Origin of the sequence: Tissierella pigra (assembly GCF_018917845.1) — a bacterium.
Classification (GTDB): Bacteria; Bacillota; Clostridia; order Tissierellales; family Tissierellaceae; genus Tissierella; species Tissierella pigra.
In genome coordinates this window covers 814,377-841,375 of the sequence record NZ_JAHLPJ010000001.1, presented here as the reverse complement: position 1 = coordinate 841,375, position 26,999 = coordinate 814,377, and the positions used below count along the sequence as shown (strand labels likewise).

At 29.8% G+C, this 26,999-nt stretch carries 33 protein-coding genes; 6 read left to right on the top strand and 27 right to left on the bottom strand.

Going from position 1 to position 26,999, the window contains the following annotated elements; translation table 11 throughout:
* Positions 1-349: 349 nt before the first annotated feature.
* On the top strand, positions 350-1,051 hold the full coding sequence (sfsA, locus tag KQI41_RS04040; protein ID WP_154439293.1) for a DNA/RNA nuclease SfsA: 702 nt from the start codon (positions 350-352) through the stop codon (positions 1,049-1,051).
* Between the two features lie 104 nt (positions 1,052-1,155).
* Positions 1,156-2,178 (top strand): alpha-hydroxy-acid oxidizing protein, encoded by a 1,023-nt coding sequence (locus KQI41_RS04035; protein ID WP_154439294.1) that lies wholly within the window; start codon positions 1,156-1,158, stop codon positions 2,176-2,178.
* A gap of 84 nt (positions 2,179-2,262) precedes the next feature.
* On the opposite strand, the gene KQI41_RS04030 is transcribed toward KQI41_RS04035, so the two are convergent.
* From KQI41_RS04030 to KQI41_RS04010, 5 genes are all read right to left on the bottom strand, one after another.
* Positions 2,263-2,820 (bottom strand): signal peptidase II, encoded by a 558-nt coding sequence (locus KQI41_RS04030; protein WP_154439295.1) that lies wholly within the window; start codon positions 2,818-2,820, stop codon positions 2,263-2,265.
* Between the two features lie 123 nt (positions 2,821-2,943).
* The gene (locus KQI41_RS04025; RefSeq protein ID WP_154439296.1) at positions 2,944-3,711 is read right to left on the bottom strand and encodes a Nif3-like dinuclear metal center hexameric protein; all 768 of its coding nucleotides are present in this window, start codon (positions 3,709-3,711) and stop codon (positions 2,944-2,946) included.
* Positions 3,712-3,808: 97 nt separating this feature from the next.
* On the bottom strand, positions 3,809-4,678 hold the full coding sequence (locus tag KQI41_RS04020; RefSeq protein WP_154439297.1) for a phosphotransferase: 870 nt from the start codon (positions 4,676-4,678) through the stop codon (positions 3,809-3,811).
* A 43-nt stretch (positions 4,679-4,721) separates the two neighbouring features.
* Positions 4,722-5,285 carry a histidine phosphatase family protein gene (locus tag KQI41_RS04015; protein ID WP_195837923.1) on the bottom strand — a complete coding sequence of 188 codons (564 nt, stop codon included), beginning with the start codon at positions 5,283-5,285 and terminating at the stop codon, positions 4,722-4,724.
* A gap of 51 nt (positions 5,286-5,336) precedes the next feature.
* Positions 5,337-5,615, bottom strand: coding sequence for a hypothetical protein (locus KQI41_RS04010; RefSeq protein ID WP_154439299.1), 279 nt, complete (start codon positions 5,613-5,615; stop codon positions 5,337-5,339).
* A 495-nt stretch (positions 5,616-6,110) separates the two neighbouring features.
* On the opposite strand from KQI41_RS04010, the gene KQI41_RS04005 reads away from it, so the two are divergent.
* From KQI41_RS04005 to KQI41_RS19250, 3 genes are read left to right on the top strand one after another with little or no spacing between them, the layout of a single operon-like run.
* Positions 6,111-6,860 carry a DUF2087 domain-containing protein gene (locus KQI41_RS04005; protein WP_154439300.1) on the top strand — a complete coding sequence of 250 codons (750 nt, stop codon included), beginning with the start codon at positions 6,111-6,113 and terminating at the stop codon, positions 6,858-6,860.
* Positions 6,861-6,871: 11 nt separating this feature from the next.
* The gene (locus tag KQI41_RS19375; protein WP_412034776.1) at positions 6,872-6,973 is read left to right on the top strand and encodes a VOC family protein; all 102 of its coding nucleotides are present in this window, start codon (positions 6,872-6,874) and stop codon (positions 6,971-6,973) included.
* Positions 6,974-6,988: 15 nt separating this feature from the next.
* Positions 6,989-7,300, top strand: coding sequence for a VOC family protein (locus tag KQI41_RS19250; RefSeq protein ID WP_342366209.1), 312 nt, complete (start codon positions 6,989-6,991; stop codon positions 7,298-7,300).
* Positions 7,301-7,598: 298 nt separating this feature from the next.
* Here the strand turns inward: KQI41_RS19250 and KQI41_RS03995 are convergent, their stop codons facing one another.
* From KQI41_RS03995 to KQI41_RS03900, 20 genes are all read right to left on the bottom strand, one after another.
* Positions 7,599-7,901, bottom strand: a complete 303-nt coding sequence (locus KQI41_RS03995; RefSeq protein ID WP_154439301.1) for a hypothetical protein — start codon at positions 7,899-7,901, stop codon at positions 7,599-7,601.
* Between the two features lie 17 nt (positions 7,902-7,918).
* Positions 7,919-8,893 carry an NAD-dependent epimerase/dehydratase family protein gene (locus KQI41_RS03990; protein WP_154439302.1) on the bottom strand — a complete coding sequence of 325 codons (975 nt, stop codon included), beginning with the start codon at positions 8,891-8,893 and terminating at the stop codon, positions 7,919-7,921.
* A 60-nt stretch (positions 8,894-8,953) separates the two neighbouring features.
* Positions 8,954-9,835 carry an AraC family transcriptional regulator gene (locus KQI41_RS03985; RefSeq protein WP_216584912.1) on the bottom strand — a complete coding sequence of 294 codons (882 nt, stop codon included), beginning with the start codon at positions 9,833-9,835 and terminating at the stop codon, positions 8,954-8,956.
* Between the two features lie 112 nt (positions 9,836-9,947).
* Positions 9,948-10,880 carry a glycosylasparaginase gene (locus tag KQI41_RS03980; RefSeq protein WP_154439304.1) on the bottom strand — a complete coding sequence of 311 codons (933 nt, stop codon included), beginning with the start codon at positions 10,878-10,880 and terminating at the stop codon, positions 9,948-9,950.
* A gap of 10 nt (positions 10,881-10,890) precedes the next feature.
* Positions 10,891-11,814 carry an ROK family protein gene (locus KQI41_RS03975; RefSeq protein ID WP_154439305.1) on the bottom strand — a complete coding sequence of 308 codons (924 nt, stop codon included), beginning with the start codon at positions 11,812-11,814 and terminating at the stop codon, positions 10,891-10,893.
* 10 nt (positions 11,815-11,824) lie between these two features.
* Positions 11,825-12,574: a copper homeostasis protein CutC gene (locus KQI41_RS03970; RefSeq protein WP_154439306.1), complete on the bottom strand. Its 750-nt coding sequence runs from the start codon at positions 12,572-12,574 to the stop codon at positions 11,825-11,827.
* Between the two features lie 136 nt (positions 12,575-12,710).
* Positions 12,711-14,180 carry an alanine/glycine:cation symporter family protein gene (locus KQI41_RS03965; RefSeq protein WP_154439307.1) on the bottom strand — a complete coding sequence of 490 codons (1,470 nt, stop codon included), beginning with the start codon at positions 14,178-14,180 and terminating at the stop codon, positions 12,711-12,713.
* 215 nt (positions 14,181-14,395) lie between these two features.
* Positions 14,396-15,235, bottom strand: a complete 840-nt coding sequence (locus KQI41_RS03960; protein WP_154439308.1) for a response regulator — start codon at positions 15,233-15,235, stop codon at positions 14,396-14,398.
* Complete coding sequence (locus tag KQI41_RS03955) at positions 15,232-16,509, bottom strand: ATP-binding protein (protein ID WP_154439309.1); 1,278 nt, start codon at positions 16,507-16,509, stop codon at positions 15,232-15,234. The genes KQI41_RS03960 and KQI41_RS03955 overlap by 4 nt, the downstream gene beginning before the upstream one ends.
* Positions 16,510-16,579: 70 nt before the next feature.
* On the bottom strand, positions 16,580-17,518 hold the full coding sequence (locus tag KQI41_RS03950) for a dipeptidase (protein ID WP_216584911.1): 939 nt from the start codon (positions 17,516-17,518) through the stop codon (positions 16,580-16,582).
* 85 nt (positions 17,519-17,603) lie between these two features.
* Positions 17,604-18,335, bottom strand: a complete 732-nt coding sequence (locus KQI41_RS03945; protein ID WP_342366208.1) for an N-formylglutamate amidohydrolase — start codon at positions 18,333-18,335, stop codon at positions 17,604-17,606.
* A 266-nt stretch (positions 18,336-18,601) separates the two neighbouring features.
* Positions 18,602-19,279 carry a DUF1905 domain-containing protein gene (locus tag KQI41_RS03940; RefSeq protein ID WP_216584910.1) on the bottom strand — a complete coding sequence of 226 codons (678 nt, stop codon included), beginning with the start codon at positions 19,277-19,279 and terminating at the stop codon, positions 18,602-18,604.
* A 67-nt stretch (positions 19,280-19,346) separates the two neighbouring features.
* Positions 19,347-20,339 (bottom strand): MerR family transcriptional regulator, encoded by a 993-nt coding sequence (locus KQI41_RS03935; RefSeq protein WP_216584909.1) that lies wholly within the window; start codon positions 20,337-20,339, stop codon positions 19,347-19,349.
* A gap of 97 nt (positions 20,340-20,436) precedes the next feature.
* Positions 20,437-20,940, bottom strand: coding sequence for a GNAT family N-acetyltransferase (locus tag KQI41_RS03930; RefSeq protein WP_216584908.1), 504 nt, complete (start codon positions 20,938-20,940; stop codon positions 20,437-20,439).
* A 37-nt stretch (positions 20,941-20,977) separates the two neighbouring features.
* Positions 20,978-21,235 carry a hypothetical protein gene (locus KQI41_RS03925; protein WP_216584907.1) on the bottom strand — a complete coding sequence of 86 codons (258 nt, stop codon included), beginning with the start codon at positions 21,233-21,235 and terminating at the stop codon, positions 20,978-20,980.
* Between the two features lie 45 nt (positions 21,236-21,280).
* Positions 21,281-22,150 carry an alpha/beta hydrolase gene (locus KQI41_RS03920; protein ID WP_216584906.1) on the bottom strand — a complete coding sequence of 290 codons (870 nt, stop codon included), beginning with the start codon at positions 22,148-22,150 and terminating at the stop codon, positions 21,281-21,283.
* A gap of 95 nt (positions 22,151-22,245) precedes the next feature.
* Positions 22,246-22,914, bottom strand: a complete 669-nt coding sequence (locus tag KQI41_RS03915) for a flavodoxin family protein (protein WP_216584905.1) — start codon at positions 22,912-22,914, stop codon at positions 22,246-22,248.
* Positions 22,915-22,992: 78 nt separating this feature from the next.
* Positions 22,993-23,457 carry a GNAT family N-acetyltransferase gene (locus KQI41_RS03910; RefSeq protein ID WP_216584904.1) on the bottom strand — a complete coding sequence of 155 codons (465 nt, stop codon included), beginning with the start codon at positions 23,455-23,457 and terminating at the stop codon, positions 22,993-22,995.
* A 142-nt stretch (positions 23,458-23,599) separates the two neighbouring features.
* Positions 23,600-23,926: a hypothetical protein gene (locus KQI41_RS03905; RefSeq protein WP_216584903.1), complete on the bottom strand. Its 327-nt coding sequence runs from the start codon at positions 23,924-23,926 to the stop codon at positions 23,600-23,602.
* 249 nt (positions 23,927-24,175) lie between these two features.
* On the bottom strand, positions 24,176-24,655 hold the full coding sequence (locus KQI41_RS03900) for a GNAT family N-acetyltransferase (protein ID WP_216584902.1): 480 nt from the start codon (positions 24,653-24,655) through the stop codon (positions 24,176-24,178).
* Positions 24,656-24,991: 336 nt separating this feature from the next.
* Between KQI41_RS03900 and KQI41_RS03895 the strand changes: the two genes are divergently transcribed.
* Entirely contained in the window at positions 24,992-25,468 is a 477-nt protein-coding gene (locus KQI41_RS03895; RefSeq protein ID WP_154439319.1) for a GyrI-like domain-containing protein, read from the top strand.
* A gap of 324 nt (positions 25,469-25,792) precedes the next feature.
* Here KQI41_RS03895 and KQI41_RS03890 read toward each other — a convergent pair whose 3' ends face one another.
* Together KQI41_RS03890 and KQI41_RS03885 are read right to left on the bottom strand one after the other, a co-directional pair.
* Entirely contained in the window at positions 25,793-26,158 is a 366-nt protein-coding gene (locus KQI41_RS03890; protein WP_154439320.1) for a RidA family protein, read from the bottom strand.
* 67 nt (positions 26,159-26,225) lie between these two features.
* Entirely contained in the window at positions 26,226-26,981 is a 756-nt protein-coding gene (locus KQI41_RS03885; protein ID WP_216584901.1) for an alpha/beta hydrolase, read from the bottom strand.
* Positions 26,982-26,999: the final 18 nt, after the last annotated feature.

Below are 26,999 nucleotides of genomic sequence, written 5' to 3'. Positions count from 1 at the left end.
CTTTATAAAAAATATAATATATTATAATATTCTATATTTGTTTCAAAATTCCTTCTTTTCTTCTATAGGATTTTCCTTTCATCAACTTTAGTAGTTTATTGAATATTTCTTTATTTTCTTTAATCTTTCTGTATGTTTTAAGGGATTCGAGAAATATGAACCTACTGTACTGGCAACCTTTTTAAATTTATATTATCTCAATACCTAATTTTTATTTTCTAGAAATAATTGCTGTTGATTTCAATATCTTTATCTATATCTTCATGAGTACTTAAAATGGAAAATTTGATATATATAGTCTATGATGATAAAATCAATATATTAAATACTAGTTGTAAAAGGAGAAAATATGAAGTATAAAAAAATCTTAAAAGGAATATTTTTAGAAAGACCTAATAGGTTTGTAGCTAAGGTTTTAATAGATGGAAAAGAAGAAACTGTTCATGTTAAAAATACTGGAAGATGTAGAGAATTACTTTTACCAAGGGCAAAAGTTATACTGGAGGATTGCAGTGATAATCCAAATAGAAAAACTAAATACTCTCTTATATCTGTTTGGAAAGGAGATATGTTAGTAAATATGGATTCTCAAGTTCCTAATGCAGTTGTTTATCAAGCCCTTAAAGAAAATAAAATCCCTGAAATTACAGATTTAAGCAAAGTCAGAAGAGAAGTTAGTTTTGGCAATTCTAGGTTTGATATATATTTTGAATCTGAAAATCAAAAAGGATTTATTGAGGTAAAAGGAGTTACTTTAGAACATCAAGGTATTTCTATGTTTCCAGATGCACCTACTGAAAGAGGGACTAAACATATATTAGAAATGATTTTAGCAACAAAGGAAGGCTATAGAGGAATAATATTTTTTCTAGTGCAAATGAAAGGTCCCGATTTATTTAGACCTCATTGGGAGATGGATAGTAAATTTTCTGAAGCTTTAAAACTTGCTAAAGAAAATGGAGTTGAAGTACTTATATATGATTCCATTGTAAAAGATAATAGCATTGAAATAGGTAAGCCTATTGAGCTTGACCTTATTACTAGACCTTAACTTTATAATATTTTATTGTTTTTAAACAAACTTTAAAGTTTTGTATATCTTCTGTATAATACAATTGTTATTATATTAATTATAACTAATAGGAGGGGTTGAATTTGAATATAAATGAAGTTAGAAAAATTGCAAAAGAAAAAATGAAGGGATATTGTAGAGTATGTCCTGTATGTAATGGTGTTGCTTGTGCAGGAGAAGTTCCAGGAATGGGAGGTTCACTGACAGGCTCTGCTTTCAAATCTAATATAGAGGATTTAAATAAGGTTAAAGTAAGGCTTAAAACTATTCATGAGGCCAAAGAACCTAACTTAGATTTTAATTTCTTTGATATAAAACTTGATGCGCCAATAATCAGTGCTCCAATAACTGGTACTGAATTTAATATGGGTGGTGCTTTAAGTGAGGATGAGTATATAGATAGTGTAGTAAATGGCAGTTTAACTGCTGGTACTATAGCCATGATTGGAGATTCTGCTGTTCCAGAGTTATATGATTCTGGCATTGACGCTCTTAGAAAAGTTCATGGTAAAGGTGTTGCTATTATAAAACCTAAAAAAAATGAAGTTGTTATAGAAGCATTAAGGAAAGCAGAAAATATCAATGCCATTGCAGCTGGAATGGATATTGATGGTGCTGGACTTGTTACTATGGCTTTAAAAGGTACTCCAGTTGGACCTAAAACTGTAGAAGAATTAAAAGAAATTATATCCTCTACTAATTTGCCTTTTATATTAAAAGGTATAATGACAAAAGAAGAAGCTCTATTAGCTGTGGAAGTTGGTGCAAAGGCAATAGTAGTATCAAATCATGGAGGTAGAGTATTGGATCATGCACAGTCTACAGCTAAAGTTTTACCTGAAATAGCTGAAGCTGTTAAAGGGAAGATAATGATTCTTGTAGATGGAGGAATCCGTACAGGAGTAGATGTGTTTAAAATGATTGCCTTAGGTGCAGATGGAATTTTAATAGGCAGACCTATTGTTATTGGTGCTTTCGGTGGCTATAGGGAAGGTGTTTCTTTGACAATTCAAGATATGAGAAACCAACTTCTTCAAACTATGATATTAACTGGTGCAAAAGACTTAACTTCCATCAATAAATCCATGATCTCCATTGAATGGTAAAATATGAAATGTTAGTCTATTATACTAAAAAATAATCTTAATTAGTTAAAAAAGTTGTAGGAGTTTTTTCTACAACTTTTTTAACTATTCTCCTCTTGTTAGAAAATCATTTTTAATAAATTTAATATAATCCTTTAACAGTTCTTTATCATTGATTTTAGAAGCCTTTTTCCTATCTTTTACTATTAGTATAATTACTAATACTTCAAAAATAGTTAAATAACAATCCTTTAGGTCAAATACAAAGAATCCTTTTAATAATATATAGTCTAGACTCCCATTCCAAAAAACTTTGTCTATTAATGAGCATATAGTCCCTGCAAATAAAAATATCTTCATTGTATTAATCATTGAATTCTTTGTACCTTTAGCTTCTAAATATTTAAAAGCATAGTAACTAAAAAACAAAACAAATATTACAAGAAGTATATGAAAAATCCTACCCCAACCCAAATTAAATAATGAGTTTATATATGAATAGTTGTCATTTAAAACAGGTGCAAAGTATAATATATTTTCTATTATTGGAGCTTTCACACCATAGTAAGCTTTGACTATTATCTTAATCCCCTGCTCCAGTATAATTAAAGATAGAATCATGATTTTAGTAAATTCATTCTTACTTTTTATTATCTTCTTCATACTTATCTCCTAACCCGTTTATTCTTTGAACCTATTTTCTAATTTTTGCTACTGGATTCCATTCGTCTTTTCTATTTCTAGATACTTCATAATTTACTTGAAATATATATTTTCTTATTATACCTATATTGAATTTTGGGTTGTTTCTAAGTGTTCTTCTTTTAATCTAACTATTTCAATATCCTTATATTTATCCTTAATCTTCTTAGCAAGACTTTGGATTCCAAATACTTCAGTAAAAGTATGACTTCCTACTATTAAATTTATCCCTACGAATTTTGCATATTCAATTGTATATAATACTTTTTCACCGGTTATATAAACATCACAATTTCTTTCTACTGCTTCTCGTACATCTGTAGTAAAGCCTCCACCACCACAAACTAAACCTACTCTTTTTATTTCTCTATCATTAAATTGCCATGATTGTACTGGTTCTTCTAATACGATTTCTATCCTCTCAACTAAGTCTTTAAAATTGATAGGTTCTCTAAATTCAGCAACTCTTCCGCAGAAAAATCCTTCTTCTTTATGAGTCTTTTCAATAATTTCTAATCCTAACTTTTCAATTAAAGAATTATTCGTTCCAAAGTCGGAATCATCTAATGGAAGATGGTTAAAATAATGTGAGATACTATATTCTAAAAGCTTTTCTTTGCAGGATTCTTTCAGCCCATATATAAATTCCCAGGCATCATGATGAGTTACTATTAAATCAACATTATTCTTTCTTGCTTCTTCAATGGTTTCAAGTGTTAAATTTGTACAATACCCAACTCTTTTTATATCTTCTGTACCTCTTACTGTTATCCCACTTTCTTCATGAAAGTTTTCATTGTCTCCAGTAGTAAATAATCCTAATATATATTGTTCTATTTCTTTTAATTTCATGTTTATCCTCCTTTAAATTTTTTACTATTCATTTAGATCTTCTCAGATACTATGTTCTTATACATTTCTATTCTTACTCTAGAATTATCTCTATAAATTAAAGTATATTTAATATCCCCTTATACAATTCCCCATTGTCAACTTTATCTAATGCCTCATTTGCCCAATTTGGAAATATATCTCTCTTGCAGGCTTGTATTAAACTAACCAAAATTGAAATAACCTCATCTATCTTCTTTTCATTTTGATTTATTTCTCCGTATTCACTTATAAATATGTTACCAGCCTCATCAGATAAAGAAGAGCAGACATTTCTTATATCACTATATCTAAATCCTACTCCCAACATATTATAGTCAAACATAAATGCCTCTTTCTTATCTTTTCTAACCACTAGATTAGTCCAATAAAAATCATTATAAGTAAAAGTTTCCTCAAATTCCTCAATCTTTAGAAATATTAAATCTAAATGTTCGATTAAAAGCTGCCATACTTTATTATCTCTAGTATTTGTTTTATTCATAATCAATTCTAGATTCTCTTTTGTTATATAATCAATCTCCTTATAGAACCTCCTATCATTGTTTTTTAAAAACTTTACCCCTTCATAATGCAATTTTTTATACCATGATGCCAAAGCTTTTGCTACCTCTATGTCTGAAAGATCAGATTCAATCCCTAGGCGATAATGTAGACTTTTATCCAAATCTTCCATTAATAAAGTATTTTCCGTATATCCCATTACTTCTATTATAGGTATATCTAGACTTTTTAAGATTTCATAATACTTAATTTCCCTTCTAAATTCATCTTTTTCAAAATACTTAATCACTAAATCTTTATTCTTATATTTTATCCTATAGAGATAAACTCCATTTTGATTTCTAATCTCTTTCAAATTATCTATTTTATCATGAGATAGTCCTAGTAATGACAATTCTTGATAAATATGTTTTAATACATTCAAATAAACACTTCCTTTTTTACTGCCATCATTTTATCCTAATATATTAATTATCCTCTATAAAACCACACCATTTAAAATTTTCATCATATTCTACTTCAATAATTCCACAATAAGGTATCTGTCTTTCAAATTTAAACTGTCTCATTAACATCCCATGACTTACAACAATAATTTTATTATACTCTAAATATTTCTTTAAACTATGATTAGCTCTAATAAACAAATTCTCTAGATTCTCCCACTTCTTTTCTATATTCTCAGGACATATACCTTTATGAACTGCACACTGTCTACTGGCATTTATTGCAAATTCATCTGAATCAAATGTAAATGTTAAATCCGGCAGCCATTCATGTAAATCTAGCTCTATCTCAATGTCTAAGTTTCGTTCTTTAGAAATAATTGCTGCTGTTTGTAAAGCTCTTGTATATGGAGAAGAAACTATCAATTCTGAACCATCTAATAACCTATCTCTAGCTGCTTTTCTAGCTTGTTCTTTTCCAAGTAAAGTTAGTTCTGATAAATCTCTTCCATGTCCTATATATTTCCGTTTACTTACCTTTGAATAGTCTGGTTCTCCATGCCTAACAAAAATTAATTTTGTCATTAACATACTTCCTTTCTCTTGATCTCTTGGTATAATATATTATCTAACTTTTTACTTTAAATCCACTGTTGCTTTCTTCGTCATTTTCACAAGAATTTTTCCCATTGGTAATGAAAAAGCATAACTAAATCTTACTGATATTTTATCAGCAAATGAAGGAGTAATGATAAATTTCTTGCTGTCTATATTTTTAATAAACCCTTTTCCTACTTTCTCAGAAGATGCTTTAAATTCTTTCGGAATTGGAAATGGCGAAGATGACTTTGTATCAGTCAAAGGTGGATGCATTATATGAAATGTAATGCCACTATCTTCATATCCAATATTCATACATTTAGTAAAAGCTTCTATAGAAAATCTATCTATTACTTTATTCTATAACTCTTATTAAATTCCTTCTTTTTATAGAATTTTTTTATTTAAAAATAGTATAAAAATCTAATTATCCGAATAAGCACTGGACTTATCACATTTTATCAAGGTCAAAACCTCTCAATTGACTACTAATTTACTACTTATGAATGAGCTTTGCTAGCAGTGAAGTATTTCGACTAGCAGACCAAAGCAACGCAAGTATCACAATTTGATTGGGTGCTAGAAATAGTGAAGGTAACTGAAAAATAATTAAATGATATAGCCAATAGTGTAGATAAGTTATTGAGCATATGACTTATCTACACTGTAATAAAGTATTTATCTATTAAAAATAGGTAGTGAAAGTTTCATAATATCTTCCTCATATTACGTTACGATGAAATTAATTGTTGACAATATTTATAAACAATATTACAATATGTTTATAAATGTAAAAGGAGAACCATAGATATGGATTACGGAAAACTTACATTAGATGAGTTGAAGAAAGGTTATAGGTATAATAAAGAAAGTGATACCTATATTTGCAACTATTGTGAGCAACGCTTTGAAGTTGGACAGATTTTTTCAATTGACAACAATTTTTATGTGGCCGAACACGCTGCTGCTAAACACATAAAAGCCACCCATGGAAGTAATTTATCACAATTAATTACTTCCGAAACAAAATACAACACTTTAACCCAGAATCAAAAAGAATTGCTAACTCTCTTTAGCTCTGGAATGTCTGATAAGGATATGGCAAAAAAATTAGGGATTACAGAGGCAACTATTAGAAGGCAACGCTTTACGTTCCGAGAAAAAGCAAAACAGGCAAAATTATATTTATCTATATATGAGCAAGTTTTTGAAACAAAAACACCTGTAGAAAATGCTATAGTTCCTATTCATAATAATGCTATATATGTAGATGATCGTTATTTAATTACAGAGCAAGAAAAACAGAATATTTTAGATACATTTTTCAGTAGTCTATCCCCCCTTGTTCTGAAAGCTTTTTCGCCCAAAGAAAAGAAAAAGGTTGTTATTCTTACTAAGATAGCTGAGCAATTTGAAAAAGGTAAAAATTATAGTGAAAAAGAAGTTAATCAAATCTTAAAACCAATTTTTGAGGATTATATAAGCATTAGACGCTATTTAATTATGTATGGTTTTATGGAACGTACACAGGATGGCTCAAAATACTGGTTAACAAAATAAAGGAGGTAATTATGCAACCTATCATAGACCATATTCAAATAACAGTGAAAAATATCAAACAGGCAGAACAATTTTATGATAAGCTTATGCCAATTTTAGGATTTGACCTTTAAAAAAAAGTAAGTGCCATAATTGAAGAACATGATCTATATGTTATAGAGTATTGGCACGAAAATATAGATTTTGCAATCTGCTCTCCGCGAACAGCTTATATAAACGATACTGTTCACAGACGTAAACCTGGAGCATTTCATCATTTGGGTTTTAGAGCTGATTCAAGAAAAGAAGTTGATGAACTGTATCAAAAAATTGAAGCTATTGGAGCAAACATAGTATATCCCCCCCAAATATTTCTTGAACATGGACCAAACTATTATGCGACTTTTTTCAAGGATTTAGATGGGATAAAATATGAGATTGTTCACAACAAACCCGTCTAAACTATATAAAAGCTCGAGGTGATATATATGGAACGAAGTAAGTAACAGTAACAACTTGTCGCTTAGTAGTAATAATTGAATTTCCTACTTGTTTACCACTTTTGACAGCCAAGACATAAGAAAATATATAAAGGAAATGTGAAGTATCTACAGATAGTAAAAATGCTCGAAAAGTCTTAGAATAAAGCTATGCCAGCATATAAGAATATATAAAAAGATAATCAGAAATTTATACTTTGTTTATATATAAAAAAGATAGATGGGTTATTCCATCTATCTTTTTTATCTTATCTAATTTTTAATTTCCTTTTCTTTTTTTCCTAGATAAAGATAATCCACCAAATCCACTTATTATGGCTATATAAAACCCTAAATCATACCCAAATCCAGTATTTATTGTTTCATATATTCTAATATTACTTTTACCTATTGAAAATATCAATGAAATCGGCGCTATCCATCCATGCCATATACCTGATAAGAAATTAGCAGGTTTTTGTGAATTATACGACCCATCTCCTGGCATACAACCTGTTGAAACTAATAATACTAATATAATTAAAATAGATAATTTGAATTTTTTAGATAAAACTTTACTCATGTTTTTTACCTCCAATTTTATTTATTAGTATTAATTCCTAATTCCTTAAAAATCTCTTCTTCAACACAAATAATATCTTCTTTAAAAGATATGCTGTCTTTATTTGTTAAATACCAGTTATAACTATTCTTTAATCCCATTATAAAATCTGTTTCTTCACTATAGATATAATTGATTTTATCTACATCTAATACATTGCTATAATCATAAAAGGGGAAAAAGTCCCTTTCTTTACGTCCTTTAGACTTATAATCATACTCAATTATTTTAGCCTCTTTACCAACTACTTCTGCACAATATTCGATCCATTCTTTAATAGTAACGGGCTTCTTATTCCCAACGTTGAATATAGATACTTTTTCTTTTTTGGCTTTAAGCAATTCTATAATAATATTAGCCAAATCTGTTGTATAAATAAATTGCAGATAAGTATTTGGATTTGGGATAATAATCGGTCTATCTTTGCAAATATGATCAAAGATAAAACTTTCCCTTTGAGCATAATTATTTTCTCCATAAACGTAAGGTGGTCGTAAAATAATAAGATCTATAGAGGAATCTCTGAAATTTTCAATATAATAATCTTCAGCTTCTATTTTATTTTTTCCATAGGATGTCCAATAAGTATTTTCTTTTAACAAATCACTTTCTTTAAAAGGAAACTCCAAGATATCTACATCATATACAGCACTTGAACTAATAAATATAAAGGATTCTAGTTCTTGTTTATTTAGAGATTTATATAGGATTTCTCCCTGTTCTTTATTTAAACCAGATACATCTATAACAATATTGAACTTATATTGGGAAAGGATATTTTCCATTTGTTTCATATCATTTCTATCACATATTAGGTTATGCACATTATCTAAATCCTTAACTTTAGTTCCACGATTTAGAGTAAAAACATCATATTTATTTTCACAAAAAACATCTACTATTTTCTTACCTATGAAATAACTTCCACCCATTATTAAAACTTTCTTTTTCATATATGACTTCCTTTCCTCTAAAGAAATTAAAACATCTTTCTATATTTTATTTGACCCAACTTATTTACAGATTGGTTTAATTGCTATCCATACTTCTTGTCTATTATCTTGTAAATAACATTCTATTACAGGCAAATCATCTAAATCATAACCTGAGTTAGGCAGCCATTCTGTATAAAAGTTTTTATACACATTTTGAATAGAATCTGGCAATTCTCCATTAGCCTCAATTATTACCCATGTAGCTTTAGGTAATTGTAATTCATCCATATCTTCAGGAGTAATTACTTTAGTACATTCAGGTACATCCACATAAGTCGTCACCCCTAGATAATAATCCATTTCCTCTGAATCTCCCCATTGTCCTCCTGCACTGACTCCAAGGAGTCCTACTGGACGCATATCTGCTTGACTCAAAAGTTCAAATAATCGGTTCATTGTACCATCATTCCCTGCTGTTTGCCAAATCTTAGGAACTACTTGAAATGCTTTTTCTGTTTCAATTCTTTTTCTTATTCCTGAAATAGTAAATGCTGCCCATTGTTCAATTTGATAATTCATATGATTACCTCCTGTAATAGTTATTTGGAAGGAAATCTTCGGACATGTTCTGAGACTGACCACTTCTGTCCGTACTTTAGATGGAAGCACACCATGAAACCTTCTAAATGCTCTGGTGAAAGCATCTTGAGAATTATATCCATACTTTAATGCTATGTCAATTATATTTTCTCTGGTATTTAGAATATCAAAAGCTGCTAGTGTAAGTCTTCTGTTTCTAATATACTCACTTAAAGATTGATTTGCAATATAGGAAAACATCCTTTGGAAATTATATACAGAACATACTGCAAGTTTTGCAATTTCATCATAGGAAATTTCTTTATCAATATTTTCTTCTATATAATTGACAACATTATTAACACGTTCAATCCATTCCACTGTACTTATTTCCTCCTTTAGACTATATAATATACTAATCATAAAAAATAATCTCGATTTTTCTTGCCCCAATTTATCGATTTTAAATTTATATAATGATTTCTTTATTATTCTACTCTGTATGAGTATCAATCCATTCTTGGGTTGCCTTCACATAAGTGGTTTTGCCTTCGTTAAAAGATGCAATATATACTGTAGGCTTTTCAGTTTCAGTTGCTACAACAAAAGAAAACTTACTTATATTTGTTGCTACACCCCATTGTCCTTTATTGTTCATACATACTACAGAAATATCTTTTGCTTTTCCTCTTTTTGAAATCAATTTTTTATTTAATTTATTTACAGCTTTTTCTGCAGCATCCTGTGGATGAAGTCCTTCTTCCATAAGACGTACTATCTCATATGAGATACAACCTTTCATTATATCTTCACCTACTCCAGTGGCACTGGCAGCTCCTATTTCGCTGTCTGCATAAAATCCTGAACCTGATAATGGTGAGTCTCCAATTCTTCCAGGTCTTTTCATAAAAAGCCCACTGGTAGATGTGGCAGCAACTATCTTCCCATTTTTATCTAGTCCAACTACTCCAACAGTATCATGTCCATCATATGCTTTAAGTTTATCTAATTTCACCTGACTTTTCTTTTTTTCCCATTCCTTCTTTGAGTAATCTGTAAGCATATTTACTCTTTCAAATCCCATGGTATGTGCATATTTTTCAGCACCTTGCCCTACTAAAAATATATTATATTTTTCATCCATTAGTTTTCTTGCTATTGAAATTGGATTTTTAAAATCCTTAATACTTCCTACTGCCCCAATAGAGAGGGTATCTCCATCCATAAAAGCTGCATCAAGTTCAACTTCACAATCTTGATTTGGCAATCCTCCATAGCCTACTGACCTATATTCTGGATGATCCTCTACCATCTTTACTGCCAGTTCAATAGCATCTATTGATGTTTGTCCATCTTTTAAAAGTTTTTCTGCCTCTACTATTCCTTCTAAAGCCATTCTCCAAGTACCTATTATTCCCCAGCTCATTATATACCTCCTATTTTATATAATTTAATTTTTTTAATACACTATAACAAACGCCTACTAAACCTGCATCATTTCCTAACTTCGCCTGTACAATTTTAGTATATTCACTATAGGAAGGCATTACTTTTTTTGAAAAAATATTATTTATCTCTTCAAAAAACAAATCCCCCGACTCTGAAATACCACCACCAACTATAATTAATCCTAAATCCAATATATGAGTGATATTCACTAGTCCAGTCACTACATGGTTTAAAAATTTATTATAAACTTCTACTGCTAAAATCTCTTTATCCTTAACCTTATTCATTATATCTTTTCCAGTAATTGAACCACTTAAAAGATTGGCTTTTCTTTCATATTCTCTAACAAGAGAAGAAGTGGAGGCGTATCTTTCATAACATCCATTACTGCCACAGTTACAATTTACCCCATCTTCATTAATAATTGTATGACCTAATTCTCCCGAACCCTCACCAACTCCTCTATGTAGTTTTCCATCAATCACTATTGCTGATCCTATTCCCGTTCCAATAGTCATACATACAAAGTTTTCTATGCCTTGTCCAGCACCTTTCCAATACTCTCCCAAGGCTGCTGCATTAACATCATTTTCTATAAAAGTTTCTAATCCTGTTAATTCCTTTATATCCTTTGATAGTTTTGCCCCAGTATATCCTGGCAAATTATGACTTGCAAATATAATCTCACCTTTATTACTATTTATCTTACCTGCAGTACTTATTCCAATAGCTTGTATAGTATAATCATTCTTGAGTTCTTCTATCTTTTTGCCTATCTCTAAGGGGATTTCCTTTTTACAATCTCTTTTAGGCGAAGGAAACTTTTCTTTAAATAAGATACTGCCATTTATATCTAATATACCATATTTTATGAAAGTTCCCCCTATATCAAAACACGCTATATTTTTCATTTTATTCCTCCTATGGATTTAAAATTTCAATTATAGTCTTTACAGTATCTTCACAGGTAAAGTAATTATCATATTCGGGAATTGCTATGCTTCCTCCCATATTTACACTTTGATTTCTATATTTCATAACACTTTCTACCTTTTTTTTCGCAGATAAATGGACTTCTTTTACCCCTGTGGTTTCAATTATTGTATTTATATTATTTTTATTAATTCCTGCCCCTGGCATAATAATTATCTTTCCATCTGCCCTATTGACTAATTCTTTAATTAAGTTTATTCCATCTATGGCTTTATTTTCTTGTCCAGATGTTAGTATTCGCTCTACACCAAGTTCAATTAATATATCTAAAGTCTTAAAAGGGTCTTTAACCATATCAAAAGCTCTATGAAATGTAACTTTAAGAGGTTTAGATAATTCTATTAATTCCCCCATTTTTTCCATATCTATTTCACCATTTTGATTTAAGATACCAACTACTATACCATTCATTCCACATTGTTTAGCATGTTCAATATCTTTCTTCATTACCTCAAATTCAAAAGAAGAATAACAGAAATCACCACTTCTTGGTCGAATCATTATATTAATATCAATGGCTAAATACTTTCTAACCAATTCCATCATTCCCAAACTCGGCGTAGTTCCACCGCCTATTAAATTATCACAAAGCTCTATTCTATTTGCTCCTCCTCTTTCAGCTGCTAAAGCCGATTCTATAGAATCTACACAAATTTCCGTAATTATTTTATTTTTCAAATCTAACACCTCCTAATAGGATTGTAACATTTAATTCCAAAAACATAAATAAGGTAGACAGCTTTTGCTGTCTACCTTTTTACTTTAGGATATTATCCCTGTGTCATAAAATTTATTACATCAATTTTGAGGATTATTACTTTATTATTGTTGTACTTAAACCTTTTCTTAATACTGATTTTTTATTATTTTTCTTTTCTTCAATATTTTGATATTCATATTCCCAGTGAAGCTTTCCAACTGCTACTTTTGAGTCATAGTCATCTAATATATATTTAACTTCTTTAGATAATAAGAATAAAGCGATGATATTTGGTACAGCCATTATACCCATAAACATATCTGCTAACTCCCATACAAATGTTGGATCTATTACTGTTCCTATTACTAATGCAGTAAGAACAATACCTTTAAAAGCATTTATAGTTACAGGCTTAGCATTTAGTACCATCTTAACGTTTGATTCTGCAAAGAAGTACCATCCTACTATTGTAGTAAGTGAGAAGAATGATAAACAGATTGATAAAAACATTCCTCCAAATGATCCAAATCCTGCTGCAAATCCATTCTGAGTCATTACAGTTGCTCCTTGAGTCATTTCAGCTGCCGATATACCTATGTTATATGCTCCTGATGCAATATTTACCATTACTGTTGATGTACAAATTAAAAATGTTGATATAAATACTCCTATCATTGCTGTAAATCCTTGTTCAGCTGGATGTTTCGTATCTGCCACGGCATGGGAATGTGGCGTTGAACCCATCCCAGCTTCGTTTGAGAAAAGTCCTCTAGCTAGACCAAATCTTACCGTTTGCTGAACAGTTATACCTAGTACACCTCCGCCAATTGCTCCAGGTGAAAATGCTCCTATAAATATACTCTTTACTGCTGGAATAAAATTAGCATAATTCATTACTATAATTGCTAAACTACCTAATATATAAGCACCTGCCATAATTGGCACTACTGTCTCTGCAAAGGATGCTATTCTTCCCATTCCACCCATCAATATAAGTGCTACTACTATTGCAAGTCCAATGGTAACTGCGATTACTGGTACTCCAAAAGCTTGACTTACAGATCCTGCCACTGAATTGGATTGTACCATTATACCAACAATACCTAATGCAATAATTGCAGTTACAGAGAAAAATATTGCTAAACCTTTAGATTTTAAACCATTCTTTATATAATATGCAGGTCCACCTACTAGTTCTCCGTCTTTTGTTTCTCTATATTTCTGAGCTAAAACTGATTCACTAAAAATTGTAGCCATTCCAAAGAATGCTGATATTAACATCCAAAATGCTGCTCCTGGTCCTCCAGCCGCTATGGCTGTGGCTACCCCTACTATATTACCTGTCCCAACTTGTGCAGCAACTGCTGTTGACAAAGCTTGAAAAGGTGTCATCTTTCCTTCTTCAACTTCTTCTTTATTAACTATACCTGCTACCATTTCTTTTAATGCTGGAAATAATCTTGTGAACTGTGGGAATTTAAGTCTCACTGTCATATAAATTCCAACACCTATTAGACCAAATATTAATACATAGTCCCATAGTATAGTGTTTACAAAACCAACTATAGTTTTTACTACTTCCATTAATATAACCTCCTGTTATTAAGTAATTTTGCTATTAATTTTAATACTCACACAATGCAAATTAGTTTTCTAATTCACAAACTCATTATAAACTATGAACTTCAAATAGTTATTAAAAGTTTCAAATTCAAATAAAATTTTATTAAATTTTTCTATAGTTGATCTTGTAGCAATAAAAAATCTGCATAAGATAATATCTTATGCAGATTTTTATGTTATTGTAGCTTTCCGTAATATACCATTCCATCTATAAACTTTTTAATATTTACTTTTCCTCTTTTTTTTGTTTTTCCTCTAATGAAATCCATCTCTATTTTTAATTGTTCAAAATTATATAATCCATTGGAATACTCAGTAAATATTTCGTTCATATAATCCTCAATTCCAATATTGGCTAAATTAATCATTCCCACTGTTGCTGTTCTTCTGATTCTTTGCTCCATAGTTTTAGGATTATCAGTGAACTTGCTACAAAGTTCTTTTACTGTGAAATCAGACATACTTTTACTTGTATCTATTAAATATTTAGTCACATCAAGTATATCTTGACTTCCCAGTTCACCTATTAATCCTATTCTTTGCATAACTCTTTTTACCCCTTCTATATCTTGAGACTTATTAGACACCTTTTTAGTATCTTTTTCTTCACCTGAAAATAAGCTTTGGATTTGAGATAATTTCTTATTCATATTAATTTTCTCTTTTACTTTATTAATAACAGTCTGAACTTCTATGGCATCTATTGGCTTTGAAATATAGTATTCTACACCACTTTGATAAGCCTTTGAAATCATGTCCTTAGAAGATACTTGAGAGATCATAATATATTGTACATCCGGATAAATCATTTTTGCCTCTCTTACTAAACTGATACCATCTTTCCCCGGCATAAGTAAATCAACTAATACAATATCTGGTTTCAATCTTTCTATCTCATTTATGCCACTATTTCCATTGCCTGATTTTCCTATTACATCACCTAAACTTTTATCTATAATAATTCTTTCAAGAATTCTAATAATATTTTCATCATCTTCAACTATATATATTCTCATTCTACTTCTTCCTCCAATGATTCTTTGGGAATAGATATATAAAAGTCAGTTCCTTCTCCTTTTTTAGAACTAGCACTTATATTCCCATTTAATTGTTCCTCAACTATATACTTCACTATACTTAATCCTAGCCCTCTATTTATTTCACCTGTACTATAATTTATCTTCGTTGAAAACCCAGGTGAAAATATATGATTTAAGCCTTCTTCATCAATACCAGTTCCATTATCGGCTATTGTAAATCTATGATTATTTTTATCTACTTCATGGATCACAATTATTACCCCATCTTTTTTATCCTCTGGCATAGCATCCATACTATTCATTATAAGATTGCGAAATATGGACATGAGATAATAGTGCTTAGATGTATAGAAATTCTTCCCTGTATTAAATGTAAGGTTTATATCTTTATTTACTCTTTTTATTTCTCTCTTCATGGTTTCAGAAAGTATATTGATAATATCTTTAAAATCCATACCCTTATCATTAAGTTGATTCTCTGTAATCTCTTTTATTCCACGAATTACTAATCCATTTTCCTTCTTTATTTCATGTACATCTCTAGCAATAGACAATGCTAGATTAGCCCAAGTTTCATTATCTATATTAAGATTTATTTTTTCAAATAGCTTATACGACTCAGACATAACTTTTTCAATATGATCCATATTCTTTTCAATCCAATACATCTCTGTCTTTAATTGGGAAGTTAGCCACAATAATCTTTTATATCTTCTTTCATGCTCTTCCTTCATAAGAAACATCCTATAATATTTTAAAGCATTTAATACTAGCCACAGGATAGCTGAACGAATTATACTTACTACAAGTAAAGTACCTCCCACTTCTTTAAGAGAAGAAAAAACATCTATAGAAGTTCTTACATATACCTCTATAAAGTTAGCACCAAAATCACTAATTACCATAGTAAAAAATAAAAAATTTATATTATTTTTATTTCCCTTCCTTATTAATAGAGAGTATATAATAGAGTAAAACATATAAAATAGTATTTCTTGCTGATAGGATGTTATGGCATCCATAATATTTCCTTTTCCTAAGTAATGAACTAGTACTCTAAGAAGATATACCATTATCCCTGATAATATTCCTGTTGGAATAGGCTTTAAATCTTCATAATAAAAAAGAAATAGCATGAAAGATATTATTCCTGCAGAGACTATAAAGTCACTACTAATAAGTCCAAGCCCCACCTGAGACGCTACTGCAACTACTAAAGAAACAAAAATCATCTTTTTATAATCTTTCAATCAATTCACCTCTATATGAATATAAGCAAAACTTGTTTTTACAATCACAAATATTCATCTTTATAACAAATTATAATACATCCTTAATTACTCTCAAAGCATTTTTATAAAATATCTTATCTATTTCATCTTCTGAAAATTTATTGTCCTTTAATGCAAATGCTAACTTTTCTATTTCACCTATATTGTCTATTTCACAATTTGGATGAGACCCATCATAATCAGAACCTAATGCTATTACATCTATTCCGCCTATATTTTTAATATGCTTAATATGCCTTACCATATCCTCTATCCTTGCATTTTTACTTTCACCTAAAAAATCTCTTTCAAAACATATACCCATAGTTCCACCTTTTTCTGATAAAATCCTTATCATATTATCTGTAAGGTTCCTAGAGTGATCCTTCATTACCCTTGAATTCGAGTGAGATGCTATAAATGGCTTAGAGCTTAATCTAGATACATCATAAAACCCTTTATCCGAAAGATGAGAAACATCTATAAGCATACCTAATCTATTCATTTCATATACAACTTCCTCACCAAAACTAGTTAGACCCTTACCTCTATAGTCTTCCTTTATATTAGGATAACCTATTTCATTAGCTGTATTCCATGTAAGAGTTATGGCTCTTACTCCTATTCTATGGAAATTTCTTAAATTATGTATTTCTCCTTTAATAGTTCCCCCTTCTTCTATGGCAAGTACGGCAGAAATCTTACCTTCCTCATGATTTTTTATTATATCTTCATAATTGGTTGCTAGAGAAATATTATTGGCGTTTTTTTCAAGTTCTATATAAAACTTATCAATCATTTCAAAACATACTTCCAATGAATTTACAGCTTTTTCTAAATCTACCCACATAGCAAAGAATTGAGCTAATGAATTTCCTTTCTTCAACTTCTTAATATCTATACTAAAGTCATTCTCATATAATCCTATATTTTCCTTATCTTCCATCATTCTTAAAACTGTATCACAGTGCATATCAATTGTTTTCATTCTTTTCACCTCTATAAATAATTTAATCCTTTATTATATACTACATCTAATATATCTTTATTTGAAACTATTTTCTATTTAATTATTAGTTGTCCACCATTTTCACAATGTTTTTAAAAACTCTCTCTAAACGCTCTTTAGTTCTATTAAATAATATATCATCTCTATGGTGTATTTCTTCTTCTCCAAAATATCTATCCTCTATGTAAGTAGTATATCGTATCTCAATTTGTATAGCTTCAATATTTTCTATTGAACTATAATGTGATACTATATATCCTCCTTTAAGACCTTTTTCGTCAACCTTTACAGTAAAGCCTTCATCAACAAAAACTTTATAGACAATATTCAAAAATTCCTGGGAACATGTACTTCCACCACATGTTCCTAGTACAATATCAGCTGTGGATTGTACATAAAAACTATGTAAATCAAGTAAATAAACTTTGTTTCTTTCTTTTAAGATATTGTTTATTTCATTTAATAAACAAGTATGATATGGTTCGTAGAATACTTTTATCCTACTTTCAATCACTTTATTAGGTAAAGAGTTTTCATAAATATGTTTACCAAATGTAGTTTTATGATAAATTAAAGATTTTGTATAGTCTTCTTCCATATGTTTTTTACTAATATTTCTATTAACATCGACTACATATCTACTATAGTTAGCCGATATTTTTGTGATATTTAGTTTATATAAAAAATCATAAAGGTCATTTAAAAACCAATCATTATTTGTAAGTAATACATTTTGTATCATGCTATTTTCCATTTCAGACGTAATACAAGATGAACCATGAGGAATACTAGCGATTACAGATGATAATATTTCTGGTCTTTCTATATTTACTGATTCTATATTACCACTCCTTCCTTAAATCTCTACTATATTTTAACATAAATATACTGAAATAGTCCTTAAACCTGTACAACAATTATAGTTTTATCATCTAATCTATTGGCTGGACATCTATCATTTACAATTGAAAAAAGCTTTCTGCAACCCCTTTTAACCACTAGCAAAACCTATAATATTCTATATAGAAAATTCTAAAGATACGAATGTCATTCGTTAAACTTTCACTCCGTATATATCTCCAAATATGATGTTATTTTTCCATCTGGATGGCACCCTTCAAGAACTCCAAATTCTGGATCATAAAACTTACCTTTGAAATGCAAAACCCAATGACTATAATTTGGCATATGAACAGTTAAAATACATACTTCTGAATAATCTGGATTTTTCTTAGAAATTCTCTTGTTAGTGCCAGAATGTTTTATTTTATAAAAATCTAAAGCTTCGATTAATTGTCCAATACTTGTTGACCCTTTAGTATTCATAGCCTTCATTACCTCTTCCACGTCCACTCCTGCAAGCATAGCTATACATGCTTGTCCACAGGCTCTAGGATTAGGCTGTTCAATATAGTTTATCGTTTCTATCTTTCTATATTCAATTAGTTCATTGATTTTTGGTTTGTTTTTTTCATTATTATCAACTAATTCCATATATATGTTTAAAGTATCCCCAGTACTTATTCTCGATTTTTCAATTATCTTTTTACTTATGGGAAGTAAATAAACACCATTTCCCCTTGGAATAAGAGCACATTCATACTTCACTTCATTTATACTCCCTTTAACTCTTATTGCACCTTTTTTGTTGAATAAGTTCCATACATTGAAAGGTAATTCAATAAAAACTCTACTATTTTTATCATAATCTGGCATCGTCATATTAAACAAATTTTTCATCTTTATCCCCCTAAGATTTATTTTAAATATAAATAGCATAAAAGGGAGTATCCACATCCCTCATATCCTATTTTTGTTCTTTCAATTTTATTGGAAACAATAAATCAAGTTGATGTTCATCATTTTCTGACCAATTGCGATTATAACGATATAGGTAATTAAGTGATTCCTCTAGCAGACCTGCCATACATTCTCCACCATCATCAGCGTAGTTTGCCTCATATTTAGGATTGTTGACATTAACCCAACTTGATAGCCACTCCCACTCATGAAAGTTTCCAAAGGTAATCATATGAGCAGCATATAGTCCTCCATTAAAATATTTTTTCTCAAGAGGGGCTGGCACTTCCATATCTTCAGGAATTGTAATCCAAAATTCATACCCATAATCAGTTCTATCATTAGATGGACATGGATGATTAAATCCAAATACACGAGCATCTGGTTTAATTTCATATAAATTAGTTGTTTTTATAAAGTGTTCTAATTGTTTTTCTGCACTTTCCTCAGGATTTGCTCCGATATAATGACTTGCAGCTACTGTAAATGGTGGTAAATGAACAATTCTGACATTTTTAAGTGTTGATAAGCTTTCTGTTGCCTTGTTTAAATCTTCCATTGACTTTTCCTCCTTAAAACTAATTTTTTGTAAGGATAAGGAATCAATTGCATCAAGTATATAATCATCACCTAATATGTCAAGTTTCAATTTAAGATTTACTTTCTTCTGCAAAGTTTCAATAAGACGGTTTAGAATCACTTTGATTGTTGATAATGCCGCTATTTCGTTTTCTAAATTAGTTATATTTTGTTTAAGTACCTCAATGGCTTGAACAACATCTTCATTATTCAATATGTCACCAATTTGTTTTAATGGAATACGTAGCTTTCTCAAAATGACAATTTGTTGCAACCGTAAAATTGCATTCTCATCATAGCTGCGATAGGCATATCCCTCTTTTTTGGAACTGGCTAAAAGCCCTATTTCTTCGTAATATCGAAGTGTTCTTGTAGAAATTTTAAAAGCATTTGAAACTTGACTAATTGTTTTTAATTCCATAATAAATTCCTCCTTACTTAAAAGTAAGTATAATGTACAACACGACGTCAAAGTCAATAGAGTTTTGTAAAAAATATACATTTAATTATCATTCTTCTCATATATCCAATATATATCTTAGTTCAATTGGTTTATTGGAAAACTGACTATGCTTTTTAGTGCCATCAAATATAAAACCGTACCTTTCATAAAATCCTATTGCTCTCTCATTCTCTTCATAAACCCATAGTAAAATTCTTCTGCAACCCTCATCTTTTAATATACTTATAGCTTTATTCATTAACTTAACGGCTAATCCTTTTCCCCAGTATTCTTCAAGGAAATACATTGAATAAATAGAACCACACTCTTCTAATTGCTCATCATTATCTTTATTTGCAAATATTAAACCACAAGGTGTCCCCCGGCAAATTCCAATCAAAATAATTTGTCTATCTTGAATCAATTTTTCAAACTGCTGTTGTCTTCTTTGTTTATCTAAAAACTTAACCATCTCATCAGCAGGTATAATACTAGAATAAGCTGATTTCCAACTTTCGACGATAATATTTGCTAGAGATTCAGCGTCATCTATCACAGCTCTTCTAATCTCATATTTCAATAAAATCACCTCACTTAGAATAATTTTCTGGCTTTGATTATTTTATAAAGTTATAGTCATCAGGTATTCTGATATATCCCCTTATATTTTTATTCTTATTCCTTTTTACAGTTCCAGATACATTATTGATATTTCCTTCAGCGACTACTATATAGCTATCATAATTTTCCAGCGACGTCCATTTAGAAAATAAATTAATTATTGGCTCAATGTTGGACTCAAGCCCCATAACATTTCCATGAAAACACTTTTGTGCTTCTAATTTGGCAATTTCAACTAGCTTGTCTCTTTTCATAAATCCTCCTATAAATAACAATATTTCTTTTTCTGTCTTACGTTTTTAAATTAAGGACTTTAAACACTCAATTACTATATCTGGCCTATCTATATATATTAGATGATCACTATCCGAAGCTATTATCAATTCCCCTTGATTAGATAATAGTGTCAATTCTTCTTGTAATTCACGCCATTTATTTTCATGTCTAACTGCTTCTTCCTCTGGAATATCATATTTCATCCAATCTCTAACAGATGCCATCTTATCCCTAGCAATTACTCTTAAAGGAACATCTGGGAATGTATCCATGCTTTTAATATCTTCTCCATCATGTATCCAATTTGCAAATTCATCTGCCACTGTCTTATAAAGATTTGGGTTGCCAAAAAACTCCACAACATCTTGTAACTCTTCACTACCTACATACTTCTCATATTTAGAGACCATATCTGTATTTTGACTAATAAGCTCTTCTCTGGATTCCAAAGATAATTCATTAAATAAATCAGCCATCTTATTTATTGAGGTATGAGAATTTATTATTGGAGTATCTAGGTTATCTAATTGTGCCAAGTTATATGAAGTTGAGTCCAATAGTACTATAGCTTTAATTTCATTGGGATACATTTTTGCATATTGTTGTACACATAGTCCACCGAAAGAATGTCCCATTAAAATATATTTTTCTTTGATTCCAATTTCTTTAAGCATTGTATTTAATTCGTATGCTATATTTCTTGTTGTTCTGGGGGATTTTGGAAGGCTACTCTTACCATATCCTTGTCTATGATAAATAATAACTGTAAAATAATCCTTTATCTCTTCAATAAGTGGATACAAATCATAAAATGAATTACCTATTCCTACATCTATGACAAGTATTGTATTCCCTTTACCAACAACTTTATATTCATGATTTATACTCTCCATTCTTGTCCTCCTATCTACATCTTAATTACTTAGTGAATCTAATGGATATAAATATATTACTAGAGTGAAAGTCATCATGGCAGTGGATATTACTATTACTTATTATTTTTAGTCATTCTGATTTCCTTTAAGACATTGTTAACTAATGGATTCAGCCTATCTTCTATATCATTCCAATCATATTCTTGTAATGGAAATATTGAGTTTTTCACCTTCCTGACAGCTTTCACCGGTAACAAAACTCCTCTTACCTGTTCATCATTTCCACTCACTATATTCATCTCTATAGGGTAAGATAAGGCATTACATATTGAATCTATTACTGGTCCCTTATAATATTTGATGATTTCCGCTGTTCCTCCTCCATGTCCTATAATCCCAACTGGCTTTTTATATAAAGGAGAACGGTATAATTCATCATTAAACCTTTTTAAAAATGCTAATTGTTCCATTTTCTCAAGTAATATGGCTAGTTTAGATGGTATTGGAGCATAATGAGCAGAGACTATAAATAAAGCTTCTGCTTTTATAAGTTTCTTATATATCCTATTAAAGCCTTCATCTAAAATACATTTTTCTTCATCAAAACACCTACCACAGCCTATACACGGTGTAAGTTCATTTTCAACAAGTGAAACTATTTCTACAACAATATCTTCATTATTTTTTCTTTGAACCATCTCCTTGATTAGTTCACAAATCTTTAAAGATGTACTATTTTTACCTACATGTTTTATATTTGAAGCTGATAAACAAACTATCACCACTATTCCTCCCTATATTAGAATCATGGTCAATATACCCATTAAGTAATGTACTAATTCCAATGCTCCTCAAGCAAACTATAAATCCATACTTAATCGAATCATATCTCTGCAAACAATTCCATTTTCCATAATTTCTTCTTCATAATGTTTCGTAAAAAAGTCCTTATCCACACCTATTATACGAAACCCACATTTTTGATATAATCCAAGTTGCTGCAAACTTGAATTTCCTGTTCCAATTTCTAATGTATTCGCCCCTTCCTTCCTAGCCATAAATATTGCATGTAAAACTAATTTTTTTCCAATTCCCTTTCCCTGCATATTTTCCCTTACTGCAACATTCACAAGTTCCATAGTATTTGGTCTAGTCTTTATTAATACATAGACTCCAACTATTTCATCTGTTTTATATACAAAGCAATTTCCCCTATATAAATAATCCTCTATAACATTTTTAGAAGGATCAGCTAATAATAATAATTCAAAGGGTATAAGGTCTTTATCATCTAATTTATAAATATTATATTTTAATTCTTCCATTTTCATAGTCTATTTTTTAGTAAGGGAGTGTATAATAAGTATCCTTACTAAAGCTTGCCTCCATTCTTTTTATACTATTTTCTGTATATAACATGTTAATAAATTTATTAATAATTCTCATATAAGAATATTGCGAAACAGACTAAGCATTATGGCACTCTAAATAATCAACCCTTTTTCCAGTCTTTATAGCGTATTCTATTTCACCTTTTGTACTTTCGCCTATATATCCATTTTTGTTAATCACATAAATTTCATCCGACATATCAATTTTTCTTTTATGTATATCGTCAAGCATTACTTTAATTTCAGGAGTTATGACATTTTCAAACTCACCATCTGCATGTCCAAACAATCCTACTGAAATAACTATATTCCCTTCTAGAGTTAATTGTTTTTGTACTTTCAAAAACTCATCTTTAAACCTCGTACTCCCACACAAAGTTATTACTTTATACTTTCCTACCATAATATCCTCCATTTAATTTGCATTATTTTACTGATGTGACGCTAAGATTTACTATTGCGACTTATTTAATACTTTTTAATTTTCCTAGTTGCTCTTTTAATATTTTGTTTTCATCTTTAAGTTCTTCCATTTCAACTGACTGAATAATTAAGTTTTACTTATCTTCTTTAAGTTTCTTAATTTCTTCATCTAGTTGCCTAATTTCATCGTCTTTAGCCTTTATTTTTTCAAATAAATCTAAGATACCAACTAATATTGTCCAATATATTCCATATAATAAAATTCATCTTCTGAGTCATCAAAAGTCTTTTTTATATATTTATCTTTAATTTTAAAACCAACATTTATATAACAATTAATTGCCCTTTTATTAAAACTTCTTACTTCAAGTGCTATCCTATTATTAGGAAACTTTCTTTTACATTCTTCGATTAACAATTTCATAATATCTTTTCCATATCCTTTTCCACAACAACATGGTTTTAGTCCAATTCCTATATATACCTTATCATCTTTTAGGCTTATTCTACCATAAGAAATCAATTTACTATTTAAAACTATAGAAACAAATTCTGATTTCCTTTTCTCTTCTATTGACAGTTCCCATCTATTCTTTACTACAGTTTCCCAGTCTGAAAAATTATATATTGAATATTTTTCTTCATATTTCCAACTACAAATCTCTTTAGCTTGTTCCTCTGATAACTCCATAAGGGTATAATCATCCATAAACATCTCTCCTTATATTAAGTTTTTCATATAGTACCTATCTAAAGGTCAGTATAATATCACAATTCACTTAATACGCAATATTAAAATTCAATCTATTATCTGACTTTCCTACAAGATTTCTAACAATATAATATTCTACAATTTTTTCTAAACTCCTTCTTTTATCATTAAATCCTTTTCAATAAAAAACAAAGCAAATAATATCTCTCATTTATATAAAATATGGTCTAAATAACGCTTATATAAAACTGGTGACAATATTCTGAAAATATGGTATGATGGCTAAAACAAGAATTTAAACTTTTAATTACCATTAAAATAGGGGGTTATAGTATGAAGTTTAGGATTATATCATTGCCAGCATTTAAAGCAGCTTCATCAGGTGTGGATAAAAATTTTGATTTTTCTCCATCAGGTATTTTGGGAAAATTCAATGACTATTTTTCTATCATCAAACCATCTGATAGGGATAGTTTTTTGCCACGAGATTTCTTATGCTTTGATGAAGAAAAACAGGGACTTATATGGATATTTGCACTTAGCGAAGATATAGATAGTGGTGGAAATGAAGTAATTGATTTTGACGGAGGTTTGTACCTGACATACGCATACAAAGATGGCGATGACGATATTAGGACAAAACTCTATAATGAAGCTTTAAAATATATTGAAGAATCCGAGGTCTTTGAACTAGACATAAGACCAAATCATTATTCCATGGGACATATTATTACTCCTCCTGAAGTTATTGAAGCTCAAGGCTGGGCTCAAATGGAAGCCTTTATTCCAATTAAGTTAAAAGATAATTAAAATCTTGTAATAGTCACTTGTAGAAAACCTTAGATTGATTTTATCGGATTCAAGCTATGAGTTGTTTAGAGATAAAAAATACTTACACCATAGATACTCTATTTATCTCGACAACTTAGTATAATCCATAAGATATAAATAAATGGAAGTCAAAAATGACTTCCATTTAAAATATAACGTTTTCAATACTATCTTAAATCAAAAACAAGGCAAATAGTATTATCTCTTTGCCTTGTTTTATCAAAGATTAAGCAAAATTCATATAATATCCTCGTATATTAATCTCACTTTTTTATATATAAACTCTTACATCAGATCCCATGATTATCCCTTAAATGCTATAGCATCAAGTTGAAATTGAAGTCCATCCTTTCCACCGCCATGAGCAAATTCTGTTTGTATTGATTTTCGAGCAGGATATTTTCCATTAAATCTTTCTTTTATTACCTTTTCTAACACTGGTATATTCCAAATATCTCTAAACATACAATCAATTTTTACAACTGATTCTAATGTCAAACCAATTGATTTCAATCTTTCCTCCAAATGGTCAAATGCACCATTAATCTGATTTTCTATGGGTTGTCCAATATTGCCAACACAATAATTTATAAAAGCAAAATCACCAGCTTCAACTATTCCTGAATGTACCCAGTCTTGGTTTATATCACTTCTGACAATTTCTCTCATATAATTTTCCTCCTTATTGACTAGTTTAATTTTAAAGTCATTTAACTACTCCATCATTATAACAATATTAACCAAGATGTTTTGTAAACCATTCCGTAGCTAATTTTATTACTATATGAAAATGCTCAAGGAAACTATGATCTGCTCCATCAATAACTTCTAATTTTGAGTCCTTTGAAAGCAATGCCATTGCTGATTTGGACCTATCATAGAGTAACTTTTCTTCCTCATCATTATTTCCATGGATTATTAGAACTGGACAATTAACATCCTTTAATAGCTCCCTCTGATTAATCAACTCAAAATCTTTTAGAATTCTTTCGTCAATTATAGTCTTCTTTCTCTGTTCTTGTGGTGTATACTGTGTCAAATATCCTTTTTCCTCCAGTTCTTCCATTTGTTCTTTTGTAAAAAATTCATACCAGTTATACTTCATCGAATCGGTTGCAGCACCTGATAACACCATTGTTATTATTTCAGGAGTATAATTTTTTAAACAAATAAGAGTTCCAAGACTATGACCATACAGTGCAATTTTTTTATATCCTTTTGACTTTACAAATTGAATTGCAGACTTCAGATCATCTGCTTCTTTTTCAACAGTCAAAATATCATCATCACTTTCTCCACATCCACTAAAATCAAAAAGTAAAGCGTTGTAACCTGATTTATTAAATGCTGTAGCAAGTCTTTCAAATCGTCCCTTTGAATGTTTATTCGACATAAAGCCATGGCACATTATAATTATTGATTCAGAAGTAGATGGGTATAGGTCCCCAACTAAGTTTAAGTTCCTTGAATTCCTAAATGTAACTCGTTCCATTATGGTTCCTCCTCAACA